The sequence below is a fragment of the Streptomyces sp. NPDC001157 genome, from assembly GCF_053598255.1.
Window position 1 is genome coordinate 165,276 of the sequence record NZ_JBSFJW010000010.1, and the last position, 21,154, is coordinate 186,429.

The following is a 21,154-nucleotide window of genomic DNA, read 5'->3' on the forward strand; positions in this document are numbered from 1 at the left end:
GGGGTGCGGCAGCACGCTAGCGAGCCGGAATCGGGCAATCTGCCTGATCCGGACGGGGGTTGAGGATCTTAGGGTGCGCTTAAGGAAGGGATCGGGGACGGTTAAAGGTAGAGACCAATTTGCTCTGTCTGCGGCGCCGGACCAGCCGGTGACCCCGCCCGCCGGGCGCCCGCTCCCGCCCGTCCAGCTGGATCCAGATCCGCACCTCGGTCCCGCCCAGCACCGATGACCCGATCCGCACGTCACCGCCGGTCGACTCGGCGAGCCGGCGCACGATGTCCAGGCCCAGTCCGGTGGATCCGTCGCTGCCGGAGCCCCGCCCGCGCGCCATGGCGGCCTCGGGATCCAGGATCCCGGGACCGGCGTCGGAGACCAGCACGATCACGGCGTCCTCACCGTTGTGCAGGTCGACCGCGAAGGCCGTGCCCTCGGCGGTGTGCCGGAACACATTGCCGAGCAGGGCGTCCAGTGCGGCCGCGAGGTCCGCCCGGGCCACGGGTATGCGCACCGGACGGTCGGCGCCGGCCATCCGCCACTTGCGGCCCTCGTCCTCGGCGAGAGCCGACCAGAACGCCATCCGCTCGCGGACCACCTCGGCCGCGTCGCATCCGGCGCCGGGACCGGCCGCGGTCTGCGGTTTGGCGTCCCGAGCGGTGCGGATGATGGTGTCGACCTCGCGCTCCAGCTGGGCGACGGCGGCCCGGGTCTGCTCGGCGGCCGGTCCGTCACCGAGCGAGGCCGCATTCAGCCGCAGCACGGTCAGCGGGGTGCGCAGCCGGTGGGACAGGTCGGCCGCCAGCTCCCGCTCGTTCGCGAGGAGTTGTACGACCTGGTCGGCCATGGAGTTGAACGCGACCGCCGCCAGCCGCAGTTCGGTCGGCCCTTCCTCCGGCACCCTTGCCCCCAGCTTCCCCTCCCCCAGCTCGTGCGCACCCTCGACCAGCTTCTGCGCGGGCTGCACCATCCGTACGCCCAGCCGGTCGGCGACCGCGACGGATCCGACGATCAGGGCGATCCCGACCCCCGCGAGCACCGCCCACGCCGTACCGACGCCGTTGCTGACCTCGGACTCGGGGACGTACACCTCGACGACGGCTATCGCGCCGGTGCTCAGCGCGACCGGCTGGAGCAGTGTGGAGCCGCCGGAGACCGCGGTGGTGGAGGCACGGCCCAGTTTGCGCACGGTCGCGATGTCCTCGTCGGCGGCGCGCTGCCGCCCGATGTCGACGGCGGACTGTCCGGTGGCCGCGGGTATGTGCACGGCCATCCCGGAGTCCGAGCCGGCGGAGGCGACGACCCGCTCCAACTGGTCGCGCTCGGTGGTGATGGACAGCGCCGGGGCGACCGCGGCCGCCTGCCGCTCGGCGTTGGAGAACGCGCGGTCCCGGGCCATCTCCTTGATGACGAGCCCGAGCGGCACCGCGAAGGCGACCACGACCATGGCGGTGACCGCCAGACAGACCTTGACCAGTGCCCATCTCATCGTGGCGGCTCCGCTCCCCCGGACGCTGGCGGCTCCAGCTTCACGCCGACGCCCCGCAGGGTGTGCAGATAGCGCGGCTGCGCGGCGGTCTCGCCCAGCTTCCGCCGCAGCCAGGACAGATGGACGTCGATGGTCTGGTCGTCGCCGTACGACTGCTGCCAGACCTCGGCGAGGAGTTCCTTGCGGGGTACGACGACACCCGGACGACCGGCCAGGAAGGCGAGCAGGTCGAACTCGCGGCGGGTGAGGTCGAGGCGGACGCCGTCCAGTTCCGCCTGGCGGCGCAGCGGGTCGACGGTGAGGCCGCCGACCCGCAGGACGGTGGACGGCGCGGCGTCCGAGGGGACGGACCGGGACCGTCGTAGAACCGCGGACATCCGCGCGGACAGGTGCTCGACGGAGAAGGGCTTGGTCAGGTAGTCGTCGGCACCCGCGTTGAGCAGGCGGACGATCTCCGTCTCGTCGTCCCGCGCGGTGGCGATGATCACCGGCACGTCGGTGATGCCGCGCAGCATCTTCAGGGCCTCGGACCCGTCCAGATCGGGCAGTCCCAGGTCCAGAATCACCACGTCGAAACGGAAATGGGCGACCTCGCGCAGCGCCTCCAGCGCCGTCCCGACACTGCGCACGGTGTGCGCGGCATCGGTCAGGTGCCGGATCAGCGCCGAGCGTACGAACTGGTCGTCCTCGACCACGAGCACACTTGCCATGCGCGGCACCGTACGCCATGCGGGCGGGCCGTATCGGGGCCTGTGGATAACTCCGAGCGTGTGCGGCTGGTGGGACGCGTGAGGCAGTATGGCCCGCGATGCGCAGAGGACTCGTACACGTACTGGCTTGGTCGCTCGCCACGGGCGCGGCGGTCACGCTGTCGTGGTGGGGTGTCCACACGGTGATGGCGGGCACGGCGTACGACCCGCCGCGCGCCCTGCCGATCACGGCGGCGGACGCGACCACGCAGGAGTCGAAGCCTCTGGCGTCGTCGACGAAGCGGCCGTCGCCGTCGCCGTCGAAGAGCGCGTCGCGGGGGCCTTCCCCGACGCCCGCGCCGTCGACGAGGCCGACCCCCGGCCCCACCCCGACCCCCACCGCGTCCGGCCAGGTCAAGGCCTACGACACCGACGGCGGGCGTGCGGTCTTCGACCTCGGCAAGGCCTCCGCGACGCTCGTGTCGGCGACGCCGGGGTCCGGCTGGTCGATGCAGGTGTGGAAGACGGAGACGTGGATCCGGGTGGAGTTCACCTCGGGCACGAACAAGGTCTCGGTGATCTGCACCTGGCACGACGGGCCGCCGCATGTGGAGATCGGGAACTACTAGGCACCACTGCGGGAACTACTGGTCACCACTGCTGGTCAACGGAACACCGAGGGCGGCGGCGCCGGTGAGGCGACCGCCGCCTCGTCCGTCACCGGGGTCGCCCCGCCGGTGAAGTCGAGGAGCGCACGGCCGTGTTCGACCCGGCCGGGGTGCGGGTCGGAGGCGGCTCGGCGGGTCAGTTCCGCGACCGGCAGCGGGGCGTCGGAGGCGACGAGGACCGCGTTGCCGAAGCGCTTGCCGCGCAGCACGGTCGGGTCGGCGACCAGTGCGAGTTCCGGGAAGCGGGCGGCCGCGGTGGCGATCTGGCCGCGGAGGTGGGCGAGCGGCGGCCCGTCGGCGACGTTGGCGGCGTAGAAACCGCCCGGCTTCAGGACCCGGCGGACGTCGTCGAGGAACTCGGTCGAGGTGAGGTGGGCGGGGGTGCGGGCCCCGCTGAACACATCGGCGATGACGAGGTCGGCCCAGCCGTCGAGCACCTTGGCGAGCCCTTCGCGGGCGTCGACGGAACGCACCCGGATCCGGGCGTTCGGGTCCAACGGCAGCTCACGACGGACCAGTTGGACGAGCGCGGCGTCCCGCTCGACGGCCTGCTGGGTGGAGCGGGGGCGGGTGGCGGCGACATAGCGGGCGAGGGTGAGGGCTCCGCCGCCGAGGTGCACGGCGTGCACGGGCTTCCCGGCCGGTGCGACGAGGTCGATGACATGCCCGAGCCGGCGCTGGTACTCGAAGGAGAGGTAGGAGGGGTCGTCGAGATCGACGTGCGACTGTGGCGCCCCGTCGATCAGCAGCGTCCAGGCCCGCGCCCGGTCCCGGTCGGGCATGAGCTCGGCGAGCCCGCCGTCGACGGCCTCGACGACCGCATCGGCGCCGCCGCTTCCACGCCGGGGGTTCCTGGACTTTCCCATTGCGCCATTATCGGCAGCCCCGTGCGGCCACGCCTGCGCAGGGGGCGCAAGCAACCAGGTCAGCGGCAGTTGTCCGCGGCTTCGATGATCCGTGCCGCCTCGCCCAGGGCGGCGCGCAGGACCGCCGGGTCGGTCGCGAGGTCGGCCTCGCCGGGTGGGAGCAGCCAGTCCGAGCCCTCCACGGGCGGCTCGGGGTTCACGCTCAGACCGCGGCCGTTGGTCTCCGTACAGGTGCTGCCCGGGACGTCCCAGGCGGCGGCCGTGCCGGGCGGCACCACGAAGCCGAGCGTGTTGCAGTCGTCGTCGTGCAGGACGGGGCCGACCGCGTCGCCCGCGCCGCGCCGCAGGATGTCGACGGCCTCCAGCCCCTGCCGGGTGGGCACGGTGACGAGGTCGCACGCACCGTCGGGGAGGGTCAACCCGTTGCGCTCCGGGGTCGGGGCGTGCGCCACGGTCACGGGCGGCGTACGAGGAACGACGCTCTGTCTGATCTCCATCCCGGCCTCCACCACGGAACCCCTCCTTGAACGAAGCGGGTCGGGAGTCGGGCGGCTCCCGGTCCGCAGGGCTCAACGCGGCACACGCGTCAACGGCTACGGCGGAAGTCAGCCACAAAGGATGGCAGTTCATGGCAGATCCCGTATGAGATATCCGGTTTGTAGCCAAACACAGCGTGAGCAGTCCGCCACAGCAGGTACGTTCTTGCCCGCTGGAGGCAGGGCTCTTCACGGACAACCCACCCTGAATCCGGCATGGTTCGACGGTTCGCACGAGAGGACCCGGCCATGACGTCGTCACAGCTGACCTCGTCCCAGCCCACGCCCCCCAGGCCACCGCGGCCGAACCTCGTCTTCCGGCAGTTGCGCGGACAGCGCTCGCCGGCCGAGTTCGCCGCCGCGGTGCGCCGGGCCGCGCGCGAGATCGGGGAGCGGGTCAGCTGCGACGCGCGCTACATCGGCCGGGTCGAGGCGGGCGAGATCCGCTGCCCCAACTATGCATACGAACGGGTGTTCCTGCACATGTTCCCCGGCCGCACCCTCACCGACCTGGGCTTCGCGCCCCGCTCGTCCGTCCGCGGACGCCGGGCGCACAGCACCGGTGAGACACAGGGGGCGTACGAGCCGTATGAGAGGCAGGACAACCCGGACCCGCAGGTCCCTTATCACCCGCAAGTCCCTTACGACCCGCATGGGCGTCACGAGAGCCATGCGCTTCACGAGAACTACGAGGAGAGCGACGTGCTGCGTCGCGCATTCATGACCGGCGGTGGCGCCACGGTGGCCGCCGCCTCGCTGGGCCCGATCGGGCTCGCCTTCGACGCCGCGGCAGCGGGACGTCCCGTCCGCCGCCCCGGCGCGAACGACGCGTACGCGCTCGAAGAGGCCGTACGCAGAATCCGGCTGCTCGACGACCGGCACGGCGCGGACGGGCTCTACCGGCGCGCGTCGGCTCCGTTGCGCGCCGCCTATGCGCTTCTGGACGCCGGGGCGACCCGGCAGACGACCGCCGACCGTCTCCACTCGGGCGCCGGTGAACTCGCCATCTCCGTGGGCTGGCTGGCGCACGACTCGGGGCGGTTCGACGATGCCCGCTCGCACTACGCGGAGGCGCTCGCGACCGCCCGGATGACCGGCGACGACGCCCTGGAGGCGCACGGCTTCTGCAACACGGCGTTCCTTGCGCGCGACGCCGGACGCCCGCGCGAGGCGGTCCGGGCCGCCCAGGCCGCACAACGCGTCGCACGCCCCCTGGGCTCCGCCCGGCTGATGTCGCTGCTCGCGCTGCGCGAGGCGGGCGGCTGGGCGGGGCTCGCCGACCGCACCGCCTGCGAACAGGCACTGGTCCGCGCGCAGACCCTCTTCGAGCGAGGCCCCTCGGACGCCGACCCCGAGTGGATGAGCTTCTACGGGGAGGCCGAGCTGGAGGGCCTGGAGGCGCAGTGCTGGTCGACTCTCGGCGACTGGCCGCGCGCGGCACGCCACGCGCGCCGCGCGGCCCAGCTCCAGAACCCGCACTTCACCCGCAACATCGCCCTCTACACGGCAGAACTGGCGGACGACCTGGCCAGAGGCGGCCGCCCGGACGAGGCGGCAACAGCCGGAATGCAGGTACTGGACCTCCTCGACCAGGTCCAGTCGTCCCGGGTCCAGACGATGCTGGCAGGAACGGCGAGGGTCCTGCTTCCGCACCGCCGGGCGTCGGGCGTATCAACCTTCCTGGAACGCCACGCCAACCAGCCCCGGACGCCGTAGCCGTAGCCGCGGCCAACCGCGCCGCCGTAGTGCGGCCAGCGCCGGTAAGCGAACCCCCCGCCCGCCAGCGACACCCCCCGGCACAGCTCACACCCCGGTCAAGTGCCCCAGGTCGTTCCAGCTCTCAATGGCCGGCTCGCCATAAGCCCACCCCAGCACCGACAACGACGTGGGATTCAACCTAATCCGCGCGGCAAAATCCAACGGCAGCCCCAACCACCGAGCCCCGATCGACCGCAAGATGTGCCCGTGGGCAAACACCAGCACATCCCGGTCCTCAGCCCGCGCCCAAGCCACCACCTCGTCCGCCCGTGAGGCAACCTCGGCCAGCGACTCACCCCCGGGCACCCCGTCCCGCCAGATCAACCACCCCGGCCGCACGCCCTGTATCTCCTCGGGCGTCATCCCCTCGTACGCCCCGTAGTCCCACTCCATCAGCGTGTCCCACACGACCGCCCGCTCCCCGAACCCGGCAAGTTCGCACGTCTCACGCGCGCGTGCCAACGGACTGGTGCGGACGGCCACCCCGGGGAGCCCCTCGAACGGCGCCCGCTGCAGCCGCTCGCCGAGCAGCTTGGCGCCGCGCCGCCCCTCCTCCAGGAGCGGCACGTCGGTCCTGCCGGTGTGCTTGCCGGACAGCGACCACTCGGTCTGTCCGTGCCGGGCCAGCAGAATGCGCGGTGCCATGAGCTGAGATGCCTTCCGGGAGAAAACGCAGGCGGAACCAGTCCATCATCGCGCACCCTTGGGGCGGGCAACCCGGTGGCCGATCTCTGCGTCTTTGAGGGCCGGGGCGCCCGAAGCGGGTGCGCACGTACGCCGTAAAGTGGCACGACCGGCCCGCCGGGCGCCGCGCGAGAACGAAGGGGGAGGCGATCGGATGCCGAGGACCGAGACGACACCGGGCATCGAGGCAGCAACCCCGCACACCCGCCTGCGCTGGTGGACCGAACTGCCGCTGATCCTGCTGGTGTACGCCTGCTACTCGGCCGGCCGCCTGCTCGCCCGCGGTGACACCTCGAACGCCGTCGACCACGGCGTGACGATCCTGCACCTCGAGAAGTTCCTGCACATCAACGCCGAGCACCCGCTCAACCGGCTCTTCACGCGCGAGGCGTGGCTCGGCGTCCCGGCGGACTTCTGGTACGCGTCGCTGCACTACCTGGTCACGCCCGCGATCCTGGTCTGGCTGTTCAGATCACGCACCGTGCAGTACCGCGCGGCCCGCACCTGGCTGATGACGTCCACCTTCTTCGGCCTGATCGGCTTCACCCTGCTGCCGACCTGCCCGCCGCGCCTGCTCTCCGCGGGCCACGGCTTCGTCGACACGATGGCGCAGTACAGCTCGTACGGCTGGTGGGGCGGCGAGGCCAGCGCACCGCGCGGCCTCGGGGGCATGACGAACCAGTACGCGGCCATGCCGAGCCTGCACGTGGGCTGGGCGCTGTGGTGCGGGGTCATGCTGTGGCGGTACGGCAGGACGCGTACGACGAAGGTCGCCGCCGTCGCCTATCCGCTGCTCACCACGATCGTGGTCATGGGCACCGCGAACCACTACTTCCTCGACGCGGTCGCGGGTGTGGCCGTGATGGGCGTCGGGCTGGTTCTGACGCCGTACGTCATGCGGGGCGCGGACGCGATCAGGGAGCGGCTGGCCTTCGGCGCAGGGAGCGCTCAGGTCTCAGGTTCCTCAATTGTCAGTGCCGGATGCCAGACTTCCGCGGGTGAGCGAATTCCACGGCAGCGCGAGTCCCGGATCGGATCCGGAGCCGAGCCGGGTGCCTCTCCCACGGACGCGGGGGAAGGCGCTCCGGCAGCGGCTCGCTGAGCTGCGCGGTCCCGAGGTACCGGCCAAGGCGCTGGACGCGCGCGCCCTGGCCGCCCTCGCCGCCAACCCCGGTTGCAGACGGCGCGCGATCCTGGACGGCGCCGGGGTGAACAAGGCGGCGGTGGCGAGCGCGCTGGGTTCCCCTTCGGTCTTCGGGCAGTCGCAGTTCGCGTTCACGCGGGGCAACGCGTTCGAGGCGAAGGTCAAGGCGGACGGCGGCGCGGAGCTGCTCAAGCTGGTGCACGAGAAGCTGGACCGGCGCGCGGAGCCGCCCGCCGAGGCACAGGTGCCCGACCTCTCCGCGACCGGCCCCGAAGGCCGCGCGGCCCGTACGGCGCTGGCGCTGCGCGAGGCCACCGCGGCCGTCGGCACCTGGACTCTCCTCGACCATCCGATGCTCGCGCTCGACGTGGCGGGCTCCCCCGCGTTCCTGGAGCCGGACGCGGTGGTCGTGCATCCCGACGGCAGCTGGACGGTCGTCGAGATCAAGTCCTTCCCGATGCTGGACGGCAGCGCGGACCCGGCGAAGGTGGGCGCGGCGGCACGCCAGGCGGCGGTGTACGTGCTCGCCCTGGAAGAGGTCGCCGCCCGCCTCGACCCCACCCCCGAGGTGCGGCACCGGATTCTCCTCGTCTGCCCCAAGGACTTCTCCAACATCCCCACCGCCTCGGCCGTCGATGTGCGCAAGCAGCGTGCGGTCACCGGCCGCCAGCTGGCCCGTCTCACCCGTATCGAGGACATCGCCGACACGCTCCCCGAGGGCACCTGCTTCTCGCCGGAGCTGCCCGCCGACGAGCTGACCTCGGCCGTGGAGTCGGTTCCGGCGACGTACGCACCCGAGTGCCTGTCCGCCTGTGAGCTGGCCTTCCACTGCCGCGACCGCTCCCGCGCGGCCGGGGCGGTGACGTCCCTGGGCCGCTCGGTCCGCGCCGAACTGGGCGGCCTGACGACGGTCGAGGAGGTCCTGTCGGCGGCTCGCGGAGAAACCGGAGACCCGGAGGATCCAGCGGTGACGGCGCTGCGGCGAGCGGCCCGGCTGCGCGCCGAGGCGCTGCAGAACTGCGGGCCGCAGGCCCCGGCACCCCGTTCGGAGGAGCTCCCGTGTCGCTGATCACGACGCTCGCCCGGCTGGAAGCCTCGCGCACCGGCCGCGCGCAGCCCGCCGCCACCGTCCGGCACCGGCATCTGTCGGAGCGGCCGCTCGTCTTCGTGCCGCTCACCACGGCGGGCGAGGCCGGCGCCCCCCTAGGTGCGCTCGTGGGCACCGAGCGGGACGCGCCGCGACTGCTGGCCGTACCGCAGCCGCGCGACCGTGACCTCAGGTTCACGTTCCTGGCCGAGCTGGCCGACGTCGTCCTGCCGTATCTCGACGCGTACGCCGAGGACGTGGAGGCCGCCGAGCGCAACGAGACCGATCCGGAGACGGGCAAGCGGGTCAAGGTCGAGGTCGAGCTGTGCGCGGACGCCCCGCAGCTGATCGTGCCGAGCCGCGCGGGCATCGACTTCGTACGGCTGCTGGGCCGCTCCATGCGCTTCCGGCGTACGGCGGAACAGGACCCGGAGACCCCGTATCCCGCGCCGCCGCGCGTACCGCTGCTCGGCCGTTGGCTGACGCACTTCGGGGAGCGCGCCCGCGTCCCCGGCTCCTCCCTCCTGCTGGCGATGACGGACGTCCTGGCCCGGCACTGGGCGACCGGGCAGTCCACCCTGGAGGACCAGCACCTTGGCGCCCTGCTCGCCTGGATCGACCCTCCGGAGGGCGCGACGGGCGCCGAGGCGGCCCTGCACGCCGAGCTGACCCGCGACGCCAAGGGCCAACTGCTCTGCCCTCCCGCCGGACCGGCCACCGACCCGGCGTTCGACAACAAGCTGCTCGCGCCGGCGATCGAGCGCTACGACCGCGCGCGCACCGCCCTCGCCGCCGCCGAGGACGGTCTGGAGGCGGACGACCGGCTCGGTGAACTCACCGCCGCCGAGCGGGAGATCCGCGAGCTGGTGCTGAGCCGCACCCTGCCCACCTGGGAGAAGGTGTGGCAGGGCCTCGACCTGCTGCGGGTACTGCCCGAGGGGGCGCATGTCGAGGAGCGGTGGACGCGCGACCGCTGGTCGTTCACCGGCCACCGCGACCGGGTCGTCGCGGGCGAGCCGCCGCAGCCGCGCCGCGACGACGCGGTGACCGCCGCCAACAAACTCGCCGCACGCGAGCGTGAACAGGCCCGTCTGGAGGCCCAGGAGGCGCTCGACGATCCGCTGGTGATGGCGGGGCGGCGGCTGTCCGGGGAGGCGTTCGCCGGGGAGGTGACGGACGTCGTGATGGCGTACAGCGAGGGCAAACGGCCCAGCCCGCGCCCGCTGATCACCCTGCGGACGGAGGACCGTCCGCACCTGGGCGAGCGGGTCAAGGTGTATCGCTCGCTGGGCGGCAGGCCGCAGGCGGCGGAGTTCGTCGGGCGGGAGGCGGAGGATCTGATCGTGCTGCGCGTCGTCGACAAGATGGGCCGCGGCAAGGAGCCCGAGGCCGGCTCGGTGCCCGAGAAGGGCGACCGGCTCTGCTTCACCCTCTTCGAGCACGAGCAGCGGGGCGGCCCGAAGCTGCCCGACCCGGAGGAGACACCCTGGACGCACGGCGGGCCGCCGGGCGAGACCGCTGCGGAGGCCGCCGATCCCCTGACCGCGGAGGACGTGCTGTGACCACCACCGCCTTCGACCCCGGCGCCCTGGCCGCCGAGGCCACCGACGCCATCCTCCGCGACACCCTGCACGGCAACCACCGGGGCGTGGTCGTGGACTCCCCTCCCGGTGCCGGAAAGTCCACCCTCGTCGTCCGTGCGGCGCTCGAACTGGCCGACGCGGGGCGCCCGTTGATGATCGTCGCCCAGACCAACGCCCAGGTCGACGACCTCGTGCTGCGGCTCGCGGAGAAGAACCGGGAGCTCCCCGTCGGCCGTCTGCACAGCAGCGACGCCGACCCGTACGACAAGGCGCTCGACGACCTGCCGAACGTACGCAAGTCGGCGAAGGCGGGCGAGCTGACCGGCCTCGCGGTCGTCATCTCCACGGCCGCGAAGTGGGCGCATGTGAAGGTCGACGAGCCGTGGCGGCACGCGATCGTGGACGAGGCGTACCAGATGCGCTCGGACGCGCTGCTCGCCGTGGCGGGGCTGTTCGAGCGGGCCCTGTTCGTGGGCGACCCCGGCCAGCTCGACCCCTTCTCGATCGTGGGCAGCGAGCAGTGGGCGGGCCTGTCGTACGACCCCTCGGCCTCCGCCGTGACCACCCTCCTGGCCCACAACCCCGACCTTCCGCAGCACCGCCTGCCGGTGTCCTGGCGGCTCCCGGCCTCCGCGGCGCCCTTGGTCTCGGACGCCTTCTACCCGTACACCCCGTTCCGCAGCGGCACGGGCCACGGCGACCGCCGCCTCGCCTTCGCCGTGCCGTCGGACGGATCCGGCCCCGACAAGGTGATCGACGAAGCCGCCGAGTCGGGCTGGGGCCTGCTGGAACTGCCCGCACGGCACACCCCGCGCACCGACCCCGAGGCGGTGCGGGCGGTGGCGACCGTCGTACGGCGGCTGCTGGACCGGGGCGGCGGGGCCACGTCGGAGCGCGCGCCCGAGGAGCCCCTGCCGCTGACTCCGGACCGGATCGCCGTCGGCACGGCCCACCGCGACCAGGCGGCGGCCGTCCGCGCGGCACTCGCGGAGCTGGGCGTCACGGACGTCACCGTAGACACGGCGAACCGCCTCCAGGGCCGCGAATACGACGTCACGGTGGTCCTCCACCCCCTCTCCGGACGCCCCGACGCCACCGCCTTCCACCTGGAGACAGGCCGCCTGTGCGTCCTGGCCTCCCGCCACCGCCACGCGTGCATCGTGGTCTGCCGGGCGGGGGTGAGCGAGCTCCTGGACGACTACCCGTCGACGGAGCCGGTGCAACTGGGGACGCTGGTGAAGTTCCCCGACGGGTGGGAGGCGAACCACGCGGTGCTGGCGCGGCTGGCCGAGCACCGGGTGGGCTGGCAGCCGTGAGCGAGACCCCCGGGGGCCGGGCCGCCGCTGGAGGCGGCCGATGAATACAGCCCCTGACCGGTGGGAAGCGAATCACGCGGTGCCGGCGCGGCGCGGGGAACATCGGGTGCCGTTCAGGCCTTGAGGGACCCGGAGTCCCGGGCCCCCTTGCGTGGCCGCGGGACAATGGACGGTGGCCCTGTCCTGGACGGGTCGATTGCGACGTACGAGAAGGAGAAGACATGGCGGAGCCCACGCCGCGTCGGAACGAACCGCGGCTACGCCCCGCGCCCCTGCTCTTCGAGCCCGCGGAGGCGGCCTCCGACCCTGAGCACTTCTTCGACCTGGAGTCGATCGACGATCCGCGGGCGCTGCTGGCCCGCTCGACGGAGCTGGCGCAGGCGTTCCGCGCGGCGGCCGACCGGGCGGTGGAGTTCCAGGCGATGGCGGCCGCGCAGCTGGCGGACCCGCGGCGGTTCGACCGGCTGACGCCGGCGGACATCGCGGAACGCGCCGAGTGGACCGAGGACTATGCCAAGAAGATGGTCGAATACGGGCGGGACCTGATGAGCGGGACCGAGGAGCGGGGCTCCGCGGACCCGATCTGAATACGAGCCACTTCGCTCTGGCATATGCCAGGCGGGCAAGATACTCCTCTTCTCTCCCACCTGTCCCGGTTTCCGGCAACCGTGGGGAGCGGCGCGTTCACAGCCGGTAGACATGGATGTCATGAGCAGCGAACGCACCGACGTGTTCTCGGACCGCTTCGACGTCAGCGGAGTCACCGCGGACGGAGCCGCCTGGCTCGCCTCGGCGGGGGCGTACCCGCGCAGCACGCTCGCCCTCTGGAAGGAGCGCGCCGACGCTCCGGTGGTGCTCCCGTGCGGCTCGGTCTTCGACGTCGTCAGTGCCCCCGCCGTCTTCGCACGCCGGATGGTCGACCGACTGTGGGACGAGGGGCCGGGCTCCGGCCCCGTGGCGACCTTCCGGGGCCGCATGCTGCTGTTCGCCGCGCCCGGCACGGCCCAGCGGCTGCCCTCACTGCTGCGCTGGGAGGAGTTCGGCCGGACGGGAGGGATCCCGCCGCTGCTGTGCCACGGCAACGGCGACGCGGTGACCGTCCCGCCCCTGCTCGCGACCACCCCGCCGACCTCGCCCGACTCCCGCTGGCTGGTCGCCCCCGACACCCGCCACCCCTGGCTGCCGGGCCCCGAGATCCTGCTCTGGGCGGCCGTACGGGCGGCCCGCGCAGCCGTACGGATATCGATTTTTCCCCCGGCCGATCAGGATGCTAAGGTCTACGACGTCAGCAGGCGCCGCTAGCTCAGTTGGTTAGAGCAGCTGACTCTTAATCAGCGGGTCCGGGGTTCGAGTCCCTGGCGGCGCACGATGGCGATGGCGAGGCATGTTCGCGGAAAACGCGAACCGGTCTCGCCATCGTTGTTTTTGCGCGGCTTCGCCGCGCGTTGTGGGGGCTTCGCCACCCACACCCCCCTTCCGCCGGGGGCTGCCATTGCCGCAGAGGAACAAGTCAGCCTCGGCTGCGAGGCCGCGCACAGTGGGGACCTCGCCGTCGGCACCCGCTGCACTGATGGGCGCCATCGCCGCAGACGGAACAAGCCAGCCCCCGCCACGAGGCCACACAGTGGACGCCTAGCCATCGGCACCCACTGCACCAATGGCGCCGTCACCGCAGACGGAACAAACCAGCCCCAGTCGCGCGACCACGCACATCGGAATGCCTCACCGTCGGCACCCGCTGCACCGATGGGCGCCATCGCCGCAGACGGAACAAGCCAGCCCCCGCCACGAGGCCACGCACAGTGCACGCCTGCACCGACGGCCGCCGGCACCGCACACCGAAGAGGCCGCCCGGGCCGCCGAGACTGGCTCAAGAACCGGCGGACAAACCGGCCGCAGAGGGAGGGAGTCAGGCCCCGGCCGTGATCTTGACCGTCCATGCTCCCGAAACCGTGCGGCCCTCCGCCTGGACCCGGATTCCCTCTCCCGGCACCGTGAAGGTCTCGCCCAGGGAGACGGGGGCGTCCGCGAGAGGGGGGTAGACGGAGTTCTCCCAGCAGGCCTCCGTGCGGGGGTGGGCGTCGATCACCTCGATCGGGCCGCCGCCGGACTGGGCGCCGCCGCGGACGCGGTAGACGAGGATGCCCGAGCGGCAGGCCGCCGCGTCGTTGCCGGCCGGTCCGCGCGCCTCGAAGGCGAGCACGCTGTCGTGACCGGTCCGCACCACCGCGAGCTTCACGCCGCGCCCGAGTCCGAAGGCCGGCGGCCCCGCCGCCCCCCTGACCTGCGCCCCCGGCCCGGCATCCAGCGGCTCCAGTGTCAGCCGCGTGACGCCCGCCTCCCGGACGCACACCACCTGCCGCGGAGACAGCCACCCCAGCTTCCACTTGTGCCAGCCGAACAGGTCGGGGGCGAGACCGAACTGGCTGCCCATCAGGTCCCAGTCCCCGACGTAGGTGTCCCAGTCGCCCTTGCCGTCGTCGGGCCGGTGGTACAGGTCCGGCAGGTCGAAGACGTGTCCGGTCTCGTGGGCCAGTACGAGCCGGTCCGGCGGGTGTTTCTCGAAGACGGTGACGACGCGGCGGATGTCCGTGCCGTCGGCCCTGAGCGGGGTGTCCAGGTTGACGACCTTCGTCGCGTCGGAGTCCACACCGGGCGCGTCCGGATCGGCGACGAAGTAGACGATGTCGTAGCGGGAGAAGTCGACCTGCGGATCGGCGACGGCGAGCGCGTCGTGCAGGTATGCGGCCCGGTGCTCGGCGTTCCAGTCCCGCTTCATGGCGTACGCCGTGGACGGCTTCGGCATCCGGATCCAGTGCCGCAACGGATGCGGATGGAGGGTGAACCTGCCGTAGGAGGCACGTTCGAAGTAGCGGCTGGTGGCCGGGAAGTGGTCGGCCGTCAGCTGGGCGGGCGTGGTCCGCGGGACCGCGTCAGGGAAGGACAGGAAGATCATCACGGCCTTCAACGCACGGGTCGGCCGCGGATATGCGGCGTTCCAGGTGTCGAGGCCCTCCGAGTGATGGGCATCGGTGCGCTGCAGCGCGCACGGCACCGCCGAGAACGGTTCGGCGATCGACGGCCCGGTCACCAGCGAGGTCGCGGCGAGCGCCGACAGAGTCGTGAACACGGCGGCGGTGCTGCGCAGTCGGGAACCCCTGAATTCCTTGAGGGGGGACTGACGCGGCACAGGGACCTCCGGGGGCGGTACTCGGGACACCGCACCCAGCCTGTGTCAGTTTGTCGTATTACGCCCTGTTCGCCTGCCCCAGAAGAGTGACTCGACCGAGAGGCCCGATCAGAGCCGACACCCCCGAAACGCTCACGGAACGTCACAAGCGGTCAGCGGCTCCAATGACCCGTCCAGCTGCGGGCAGAAACGATCTGTCAGAAGTGCCGCTCGATCCGGGACACTGGAGGTGGGGTGGAAGGCCCTTGGGTCTGCCTCTATGATCGGCACACTTTCCTGCACGGACAGAGATCGAGTGCACTGCGGGAGCTAGCGGTGAGCGGAACGTCCGAAGGGCCGGCGCCCGCGGCAGACCTCGACCAGGGCGCCGTAACAGAGAGTAATGACTATGCGTCTCCTCGTACCGAGCCGCTGACGACTCGTGCGGAGTCGCCTCCGTACCGCTCGGTCTTCACGGCCGCGCCTCTGGCCATGGCGGTCGTCGACCGCGAGGGACTGGTGGTAGGCGCCAACGACGGGTTCGGTGCCCTGTTCGGCAGCCCGCCCGGCGAGTTGACCGGCCGTATCGCAGCCGACTTGGTGGACCTGGCGTCCGACGCACGGAACTGGCACGCCTACCGCGAGATGCTGCGCGGCCGCGAGGCCCTGTTGCACTGCACGCGCAGGCTGAAGCATCCCGACGGACAGTCGGTGTGGATCCAGGTCACCGTCACACCCCTCGGCCAGGACGGCTGCCTTCTGATGTCGCTCACCGACATCAGTGCCCATCGTGAACTCCAGGGCCGGCTACGGCACTTGCAGATGCACGACCCGGTGACCCGGCTGCCCAACCGCACCCTGTTCTTCGAGCGGCTGACGGCCACGCTGGAGGCGGAGTCGTACGAGGAGAGCGGCACCGGGCGGGTCGGGCTGTGCTATCTCGACCTGGACGGCTTCAAGGCGGTCAACGACACGCTCGGCCATCGCGTCGGCGACCGGCTGCTGGCCGCCGTGGCCGAACGCCTCACGCGCTGCGCCGACGAGGCGGGTTACGGCAGAACGACCGCCCCCCTGGTGGCGAGACTCGGCGGCGACGAGTTCGCCCTGCTGGTGGAGGACTCGACGGGAACGGAGCAACTCGCCGATCTGGCGGAGGCGGTGCTGGAGGCGGTGCAGGCGCCGTTCGACCTCGCCGGTCAGCGGGTGTCGGTGTCGGCGTCGATCGGTGTGGTGGAGCGGCGGGCGGCCGACACCACCGCCACCGCCCTGATGCAGGCGGCCGACACCACGCTCTACTGGGCGAAGGCCGACGGAAAGGCCCGCTGGACGCTCTTCGACCCGGAGCGCAACGCCCACCGCATGACCCGCCAGGCCCTCGCCTCCACTCTCCGTCCCGCGATCGAACGCGACGAATTCGTTCTCGAATACCAGCCGTTGGTGGGGATGGAGGACGGACGGCTGCGCGGTGTCGAAGCCCTGGTCCGTTGGAGGCATCCTCAGTTCGGCATGCTGACGCCGAATCGGTTCATCGGATTGGCGGAGGAAGACGGCTCGATCGTGCCGCTGGGCCGCTGGATCCTGCGCACCGCCTGCCGGCAGGCGCGCCGCTGGCAGGTGGACCATCCGGACGAGCCGCCGCTGTTCGTGAGCGTCAATGTGGCCGTGCGTCAGGTCTGGGACTCGGATCTGGTGGCCGATGTGGCCGAGACGCTCGCCGAGACCGGGCTCGCGCCCCATCTGCTCCAGCTGGAGCTCACGGAGTCCGCGGTGATGGGCTCGGCGGGCCGCCCTCTGCAAGCCCTCCAGGCCCTCAGCGCCATGGGCGTCGGCATCGCGATCGACGACTTCGGCACCGGCTACTCGAACCTGGCGTACCTCAGCCGACTGCCGGTGTCGGTCCTGAAGCTGGACGGCTCCTTCGTACGGGGTTTCCAGTACGAGAGCGACAAGGAGGGCGCCGTAGCGCCGAACCCGGCCGACGAGGTCGTCGTCGAGGCGATGATCCAGCTCGCCCACCGCCTGGGCATCACGGTCACCGCGGAGTGCGTGGAGACCTCGGCACAGGCGTCCCGGCTGCGGCGCATCGGCTGCGACACCGGCCAGGGGTGGCTGTATTCACGGCCGGTGTCACCGGATCGCATCTCCCAACTGCTGGGGCCCGGCGAGGAGCAGAGCGCAACCGCCGGGGATCAGGCGGTCGCCAAGCCGTAGGCGTCCGCGATGAGTTCGTACGAGCGCAGCCGCACCTCACCGCTGTGGGCGTTGCCCGTGATCATCAACTCGTCGGCGCCGGTGCGCTTCTGGAGGTCGTCGAGGCCGGTGCGGACCTCATCGGGGGTGCCGTGGATGACGTTGGAGTTCCAGGACTCGATGAACTCCCGCTCCATCGGGCTGAATTCGTAGGCCTCGGCCTCCTCGGGGGTCGGGACGAGGCCGGGACGGCCGGTGCGCAGGCGGACCATGTTGAGGGCGGCGGCCAGGACCTGGCGGCGGGCCTCCTTCTCGTCGTCGGTGGCGAGGGCGGAGACGCCGATGAGGGCGTACGGGGCGTCGAGAACCTCGCTAGGCCGGAAGGACTCGCGGTAGAGGTCCAGCGCAGGGATGGTGTTCTGCGCGGAGAAGTGGTGCGCGAAGGCGAAGGGCAGACCGAGGACACCCGCCAGGCGGGCGCTGAAGCCGGAGGAGCCGAGCAGCCAGACCGGCGGACGGTGCGGCGACTGGACGCCGCCGGGGGAGGTCGCCTGCACCGGGCCGGGCACGGCGTGGATACGGCGGTACGGGTGGCCGTCCGGGAAGTCGTCGTCCAGGAAGCGGGTGAGCTCGGCGAGCTGCTCGGGGAAGTCGTCGGCGCCGTCGTGCAGGCGGTCCGTGCGGCGCAGGGCCGCGGCGGTGGCGCCGTCCGTGCCGGGAGCGCGGCCGAGGCCCAGGTCGATCCGGCCCGGAGCCATGGCCTCCAGCGTGCCGAACTGCTCCGCGATGACGAGCGGCGCGTGGTTGGGCAGCATGACACCGCCGGAGCCGAGGCGGATCCGTTCGGTGTGGGCGGCGAGGTGGGCGAGGATCACGGCGGGGGACGAGGAGGCGACACCCGGCATCGAGTGGTGCTCGGCCACCCAGTACCGGTGAAAGCCACGGGCCTCCGCGAGACGGGACAGCTCGACGCTGGTGCGCAGGGCATCGGTGGCGGTGCGCCCCGCACCGACGGTCACCAGGTCCAGTACGGAGAGGGGTACGGGCGCGCTGCCCTGAGCGGTGCCCCGGATCTCGTCTGCCGTCATGTGTTGCCTCCGTCGGTATCGCCGTGCGCGTGGTCCGTCCGGACCTAACAGGAGGCACTCTCCGCTTTATTCCCTGGGGGCTCTGCCCCCAGACCCCCGTTCGGCCCTTAAGGGGCCTCGTCCTCAAACGCCGGACGGGCTGAAAGACCAAGCCCCGCCGGCGAAAATCAGCCCCTCCGGCGTTTGAGGAGCGGGGGTCCGGGGGCCGGCCCCCGGTACGGGACGGGTAGGGGCGGCGGGGGCGAAACCCTCAGACCTGCACGATCGGCTCCCGGGTGAACAAAGCCCCGAGCATCGGCGCATTCACCCGCCGATCCGCCAGCCGCAACGCCTCCCACACCGTGACCTGGTTGGCCGTGAGCACCGGCTTCCCCAGCTCCTTCTCCAGGGCGGGGATATGCGCTGCCGTATGCAGCGCCGTGTCCGGCAGCAGAACCGCGTCCGCATCCGGCCGGTCGGCCTCACGCGCCAGCAGCAACACCTCCGCCTCCCCCCACGTCCCGACCTCCGCCGCCGTGATGATCCCGGCACCACGCACGGACGTCACCTCCGCACCCCCCGCCCGCAGAAAGTCCGCGAACAGCCCGGCCACGTCCTCGGGGTACGTCGCCCCGACCGCCACCCGCCGCGCCCCGACCTCCTGCAGCGCGTGCACGAAGGCGAAGGACGTCGACGATGCCGGCATCCCCGCCGCGAGGGCGAGGGCGCGCACCTGCTCGTGGGCGCCCTCCCAGCCGTAGACGAAGCTCCCGCTGGTGCATGCCCACACCACCGACTCGGCGCCCCCCATGCGCAGCTCCTCGACTCCCGCCGCGAGCCTCTCGGCCGAGCCCATCTCCCGCAGTGCGTCCACCCGGTGCGCGTCCTCACCGATGTCGGTGTGAACGACGTCGAGGCGGATGTTGCTGCCGAGCAACTGCTCGATGCGTGGGTATTCGTCCTCGGCGGAGTGGCCGGGGTAGAGGAATCCGAGTGCCGTCATGACCTGCCTTCCTGCTGCTGTTCACCGTCCGGGAGCTGTGGCAGTACGGGGCCGGAGCGCGCCGCCGGATCGATCAGCGCCTGATACGGCCCCACGGGGCGGGTACCCAGTCGGGACAGCGCAGCCCACATCGTCACCTGGTTGGCCGAGATCACCGGGATGCGCAGTTCGGCCTCCAGTTGTGGGATGACGTCGTAGGTCGGGAGGTTGGTGCAGCTGATGAACAGGACGTCGGCCGGCCGTCGTACCGCCTTGTGGGCCATGGCGACCACATCGCGGTACGGGACCTTCCAGATGTGCCGGGTCAGGCCCATGTACGCACGCCCGGTGACCTTGACCCCGGCCTCGGCGACGTACTCCTCCAGCGCGCGCGTGACGGACACGGTGTACGGCGTCACCAGTGCCACACGGCGGGCGCCGAGCGCCACCAGGGCCTCCAGGAGGGCGCCCGAGGTGGTGACGGACGGGATCGCGCCGGCCCGGGTCATGGCCTCGCACATCGCGCGCTCCCCGGCGATTCCGCCGACGAAGCTGCCGGAGGTGCAGGCGTACGCGACGACCTCCGGCGCGACCGCGTTCAGCGTGCGGACCGCGTCGTCGAGCGTCTCGTGCTCGCTGACCAGCCGGGCCAGGTCGAGGCTGACCTCGACCGGCACGAACGGTGTCCGCGTCAGATGCAGCGACACGTCGTCCGGGACCCAGCGCCACAGCTCGCGGTCCAGAGCGAAGTCGAAAGGAGCGACCACACCCACACCCCGCTGGGGCAGTGGTCCACCGAGGAAGGAAACGTCCATGGCGCCCATGGCGGCCACCGCCTCACCGTGAGAAACAGCGGAGCAACGGACCCCCCATCGCACCCGTGTTGACGAAGGTAGGTTCGGGTGCGAGCGTGGTCAAACCTCGCATGTCAGACGGCCGCAACCTCCCGAAGAAACGGCTTTCCGCATGACCACCCCGACGCTTCTCGTCCTGGACACCGACCCCCTGCCCCGCCTCGGCAGACTCACCGGCCGCGCCCGGATCGAGCACGCGGACGAGTCGACCCTCGCCGAGCGCCTGCCGCATGCCGACGTCCTGCTGGTCTGGGACTTCACATCCCGGGCCGTGCGTTCCGCCTGGCCGGGCGAGGGCCCGCGGCCGCGCTGGGTGCACACGGCGAGCGCGGGCGTGGACCACCTGATGTGTCCGGAACTCGCCGCCTCCGACACGGTGGTCACCAACGCGCGCGGTGTCTTCGACCAGCCCATCGCCGAGTACGTCGCCGCACTCGTCCTGACCATGGCCAAGGACCTGCCGCGCACCTGGGAGCTGCAGCGGGAGCGGACCTGGCAGCACCGCGAGACACAGCGGGTGGCGGGCACGCGCGCGTGCGTCGTCGGTTCCGGGCCCATCGGCCGTACGATCGCCCGCACGCTCAAGGCGCTCGACATGACGACGGCGATCGTCGGCCGCACCCCGCACACCGGCATCTACGGCCCGAACGACCTGGACCGGCTGATCGCCCGCGCCGACTGGGTGATCGCGGCCGCCCCGCTGACCGAGCAGACGCACGGCATGTTCGACGCGCGCCGCTTCGGCGTGATGCAGCCCTCCGCCCGCTTCATCAACATCGGGCGCGGCGGTCTGGTCGTCGAGGACGCGCTCGCCGAGGCGCTGGCCAAGCGGTGGATCGCGGGCGCCGCGCTGGATGTCTTCGAGCACGAACCCCTCACCCCCGACAGCCCGTTGTGGGAGGCACCCGGCCTGATCGTGTCCCCGCACATGAGCGGCGACACGGTCGGCTGGCGCGATCAACTCGGCAGTCAGTTCGTGGAGTTGTACGAGCGCTGGGAGGCGGGCAGACCTCTGCTGAACGTGGTGGACAAGAAGCGCGGGTACGTACCAGGACGCTGAACCGCCGAGCGATGGAGG

19 protein-coding genes and 1 tRNA gene are annotated in these 21,154 nt (G+C 71.9%); 11 read left to right on the forward strand and 9 right to left on the reverse strand.

Going from position 1 to position 21,154, the window contains the following annotated elements; genetic code table 11:
- Positions 1-79 precede the first annotated feature (79 nt).
- Entirely contained in the window at positions 80-1,483 is a 1,404-nt protein-coding gene (locus tag ACWDAG_RS20350; protein WP_450696980.1) for a sensor histidine kinase, read from the reverse strand.
- The gene (locus tag ACWDAG_RS20355; protein ID WP_450696981.1) at positions 1,480-2,193 is read right to left on the reverse strand and encodes a response regulator transcription factor; all 714 of its coding nucleotides are present in this window, start codon (positions 2,191-2,193) and stop codon (positions 1,480-1,482) included. The genes ACWDAG_RS20350 and ACWDAG_RS20355 overlap by 4 nt, the downstream gene beginning before the upstream one ends.
- Positions 2,194-2,291: 98 nt before the next feature.
- Here ACWDAG_RS20355 and ACWDAG_RS20360 point away from each other — a divergent pair, with 98 nt between their 5' ends.
- Entirely contained in the window at positions 2,292-2,801 is a 510-nt protein-coding gene (locus ACWDAG_RS20360) for a hypothetical protein (protein ID WP_450696982.1), read from the forward strand.
- Between the two features lie 35 nt (positions 2,802-2,836).
- Here the strand turns inward: ACWDAG_RS20360 and ACWDAG_RS20365 are convergent, their stop codons facing one another.
- Positions 2,837-3,706, reverse strand: coding sequence for a spermidine synthase (locus tag ACWDAG_RS20365; protein ID WP_450696983.1), 870 nt, complete (start codon positions 3,704-3,706; stop codon positions 2,837-2,839).
- A 59-nt stretch (positions 3,707-3,765) separates the two neighbouring features.
- A complete protein-coding gene (locus tag ACWDAG_RS20370; RefSeq protein ID WP_450697064.1) occupies positions 3,766-4,203 on the reverse strand; it encodes a hypothetical protein in 438 nt (145 codons plus the stop codon).
- Between the two features lie 288 nt (positions 4,204-4,491).
- On the opposite strand from ACWDAG_RS20370, the gene ACWDAG_RS20375 reads away from it, so the two are divergent.
- Positions 4,492-5,958: a hypothetical protein gene (locus ACWDAG_RS20375; protein ID WP_450696984.1), complete on the forward strand. Its 1,467-nt coding sequence runs from the start codon at positions 4,492-4,494 to the stop codon at positions 5,956-5,958.
- A gap of 87 nt (positions 5,959-6,045) precedes the next feature.
- On the opposite strand, the gene ACWDAG_RS20380 is transcribed toward ACWDAG_RS20375, so the two are convergent.
- Complete coding sequence (locus ACWDAG_RS20380; protein WP_450696985.1) at positions 6,046-6,645, reverse strand: histidine phosphatase family protein; 600 nt, start codon at positions 6,643-6,645, stop codon at positions 6,046-6,048.
- 193 nt (positions 6,646-6,838) lie between these two features.
- Between ACWDAG_RS20380 and ACWDAG_RS20385 the strand changes: the two genes are divergently transcribed.
- The 7 genes from ACWDAG_RS20385 (at position 6,839) to ACWDAG_RS20415 (ending at position 13,180) form a co-directional block, all read left to right on the forward strand.
- Positions 6,839-7,786: a phosphatase PAP2 family protein gene (locus ACWDAG_RS20385; protein ID WP_450696986.1), complete on the forward strand. Its 948-nt coding sequence runs from the start codon at positions 6,839-6,841 to the stop codon at positions 7,784-7,786.
- A complete protein-coding gene (locus ACWDAG_RS20390) occupies positions 7,737-8,897 on the forward strand; it encodes a hypothetical protein (protein ID WP_450696987.1) in 1,161 nt (386 codons plus the stop codon). The genes ACWDAG_RS20385 and ACWDAG_RS20390 overlap by 50 nt, the downstream gene beginning before the upstream one ends.
- Positions 8,888-10,477, forward strand: a complete 1,590-nt coding sequence (locus ACWDAG_RS20395; RefSeq protein ID WP_450696988.1) for a hypothetical protein — start codon at positions 8,888-8,890, stop codon at positions 10,475-10,477. Before ACWDAG_RS20390 ends, ACWDAG_RS20395 begins: the two co-directional genes overlap by 10 nt.
- A complete protein-coding gene (locus ACWDAG_RS20400; RefSeq protein WP_450696989.1) occupies positions 10,474-11,814 on the forward strand; it encodes an AAA domain-containing protein in 1,341 nt (446 codons plus the stop codon). Before ACWDAG_RS20395 ends, ACWDAG_RS20400 begins: the two co-directional genes overlap by 4 nt.
- 221 nt (positions 11,815-12,035) lie before the next feature.
- Positions 12,036-12,401, forward strand: coding sequence for a hypothetical protein (locus ACWDAG_RS20405; protein WP_450696990.1), 366 nt, complete (start codon positions 12,036-12,038; stop codon positions 12,399-12,401).
- A 121-nt stretch (positions 12,402-12,522) separates the two neighbouring features.
- The gene (locus tag ACWDAG_RS20410; protein ID WP_450696991.1) at positions 12,523-13,116 is read left to right on the forward strand and encodes a bifunctional DNA primase/polymerase; all 594 of its coding nucleotides are present in this window, start codon (positions 12,523-12,525) and stop codon (positions 13,114-13,116) included.
- Positions 13,107-13,180 (forward strand) — tRNA-Lys (locus ACWDAG_RS20415). The genes ACWDAG_RS20410 and ACWDAG_RS20415 overlap by 10 nt, the downstream gene beginning before the upstream one ends.
- A gap of 543 nt (positions 13,181-13,723) precedes the next feature.
- Here the strand turns inward: ACWDAG_RS20415 and ACWDAG_RS20420 are convergent.
- The gene (locus ACWDAG_RS20420; protein ID WP_450696992.1) at positions 13,724-15,034 is read right to left on the reverse strand and encodes a M6 family metalloprotease domain-containing protein; all 1,311 of its coding nucleotides are present in this window, start codon (positions 15,032-15,034) and stop codon (positions 13,724-13,726) included.
- Positions 15,035-15,319: 285 nt separating this feature from the next.
- Here ACWDAG_RS20420 and ACWDAG_RS20425 point away from each other — a divergent pair, with 285 nt between their 5' ends.
- The gene (locus tag ACWDAG_RS20425) at positions 15,320-17,194 is read left to right on the forward strand and encodes a putative bifunctional diguanylate cyclase/phosphodiesterase (protein WP_450696993.1); all 1,875 of its coding nucleotides are present in this window, start codon (positions 15,320-15,322) and stop codon (positions 17,192-17,194) included.
- On the opposite strand, the gene ACWDAG_RS20430 is transcribed toward ACWDAG_RS20425, so the two are convergent.
- From ACWDAG_RS20430 to ACWDAG_RS20440, 3 genes are all read right to left on the reverse strand, one after another.
- Positions 17,173-18,261 carry an LLM class flavin-dependent oxidoreductase gene (locus tag ACWDAG_RS20430; RefSeq protein ID WP_450696994.1) on the reverse strand — a complete coding sequence of 363 codons (1,089 nt, stop codon included), beginning with the start codon at positions 18,259-18,261 and terminating at the stop codon, positions 17,173-17,175. The two genes, ACWDAG_RS20425 and ACWDAG_RS20430, sit on opposite strands and share 22 nt — an antisense overlap.
- A gap of 250 nt (positions 18,262-18,511) precedes the next feature.
- Positions 18,512-19,243 (reverse strand): maleate cis-trans isomerase family protein, encoded by a 732-nt coding sequence (locus tag ACWDAG_RS20435; protein WP_450696995.1) that lies wholly within the window; start codon positions 19,241-19,243, stop codon positions 18,512-18,514.
- The gene (locus ACWDAG_RS20440; RefSeq protein WP_450696996.1) at positions 19,240-20,037 is read right to left on the reverse strand and encodes a maleate cis-trans isomerase family protein; all 798 of its coding nucleotides are present in this window, start codon (positions 20,035-20,037) and stop codon (positions 19,240-19,242) included. Before ACWDAG_RS20440 ends, ACWDAG_RS20435 begins: the two co-directional genes overlap by 4 nt.
- A gap of 151 nt (positions 20,038-20,188) precedes the next feature.
- Here ACWDAG_RS20440 and ACWDAG_RS20445 point away from each other — a divergent pair, with 151 nt between their 5' ends.
- On the forward strand, positions 20,189-21,136 hold the full coding sequence (locus ACWDAG_RS20445) for a D-2-hydroxyacid dehydrogenase (RefSeq protein ID WP_450696997.1): 948 nt from the start codon (positions 20,189-20,191) through the stop codon (positions 21,134-21,136).
- The last annotated feature ends 18 nt before the right edge of the window (positions 21,137-21,154 follow it).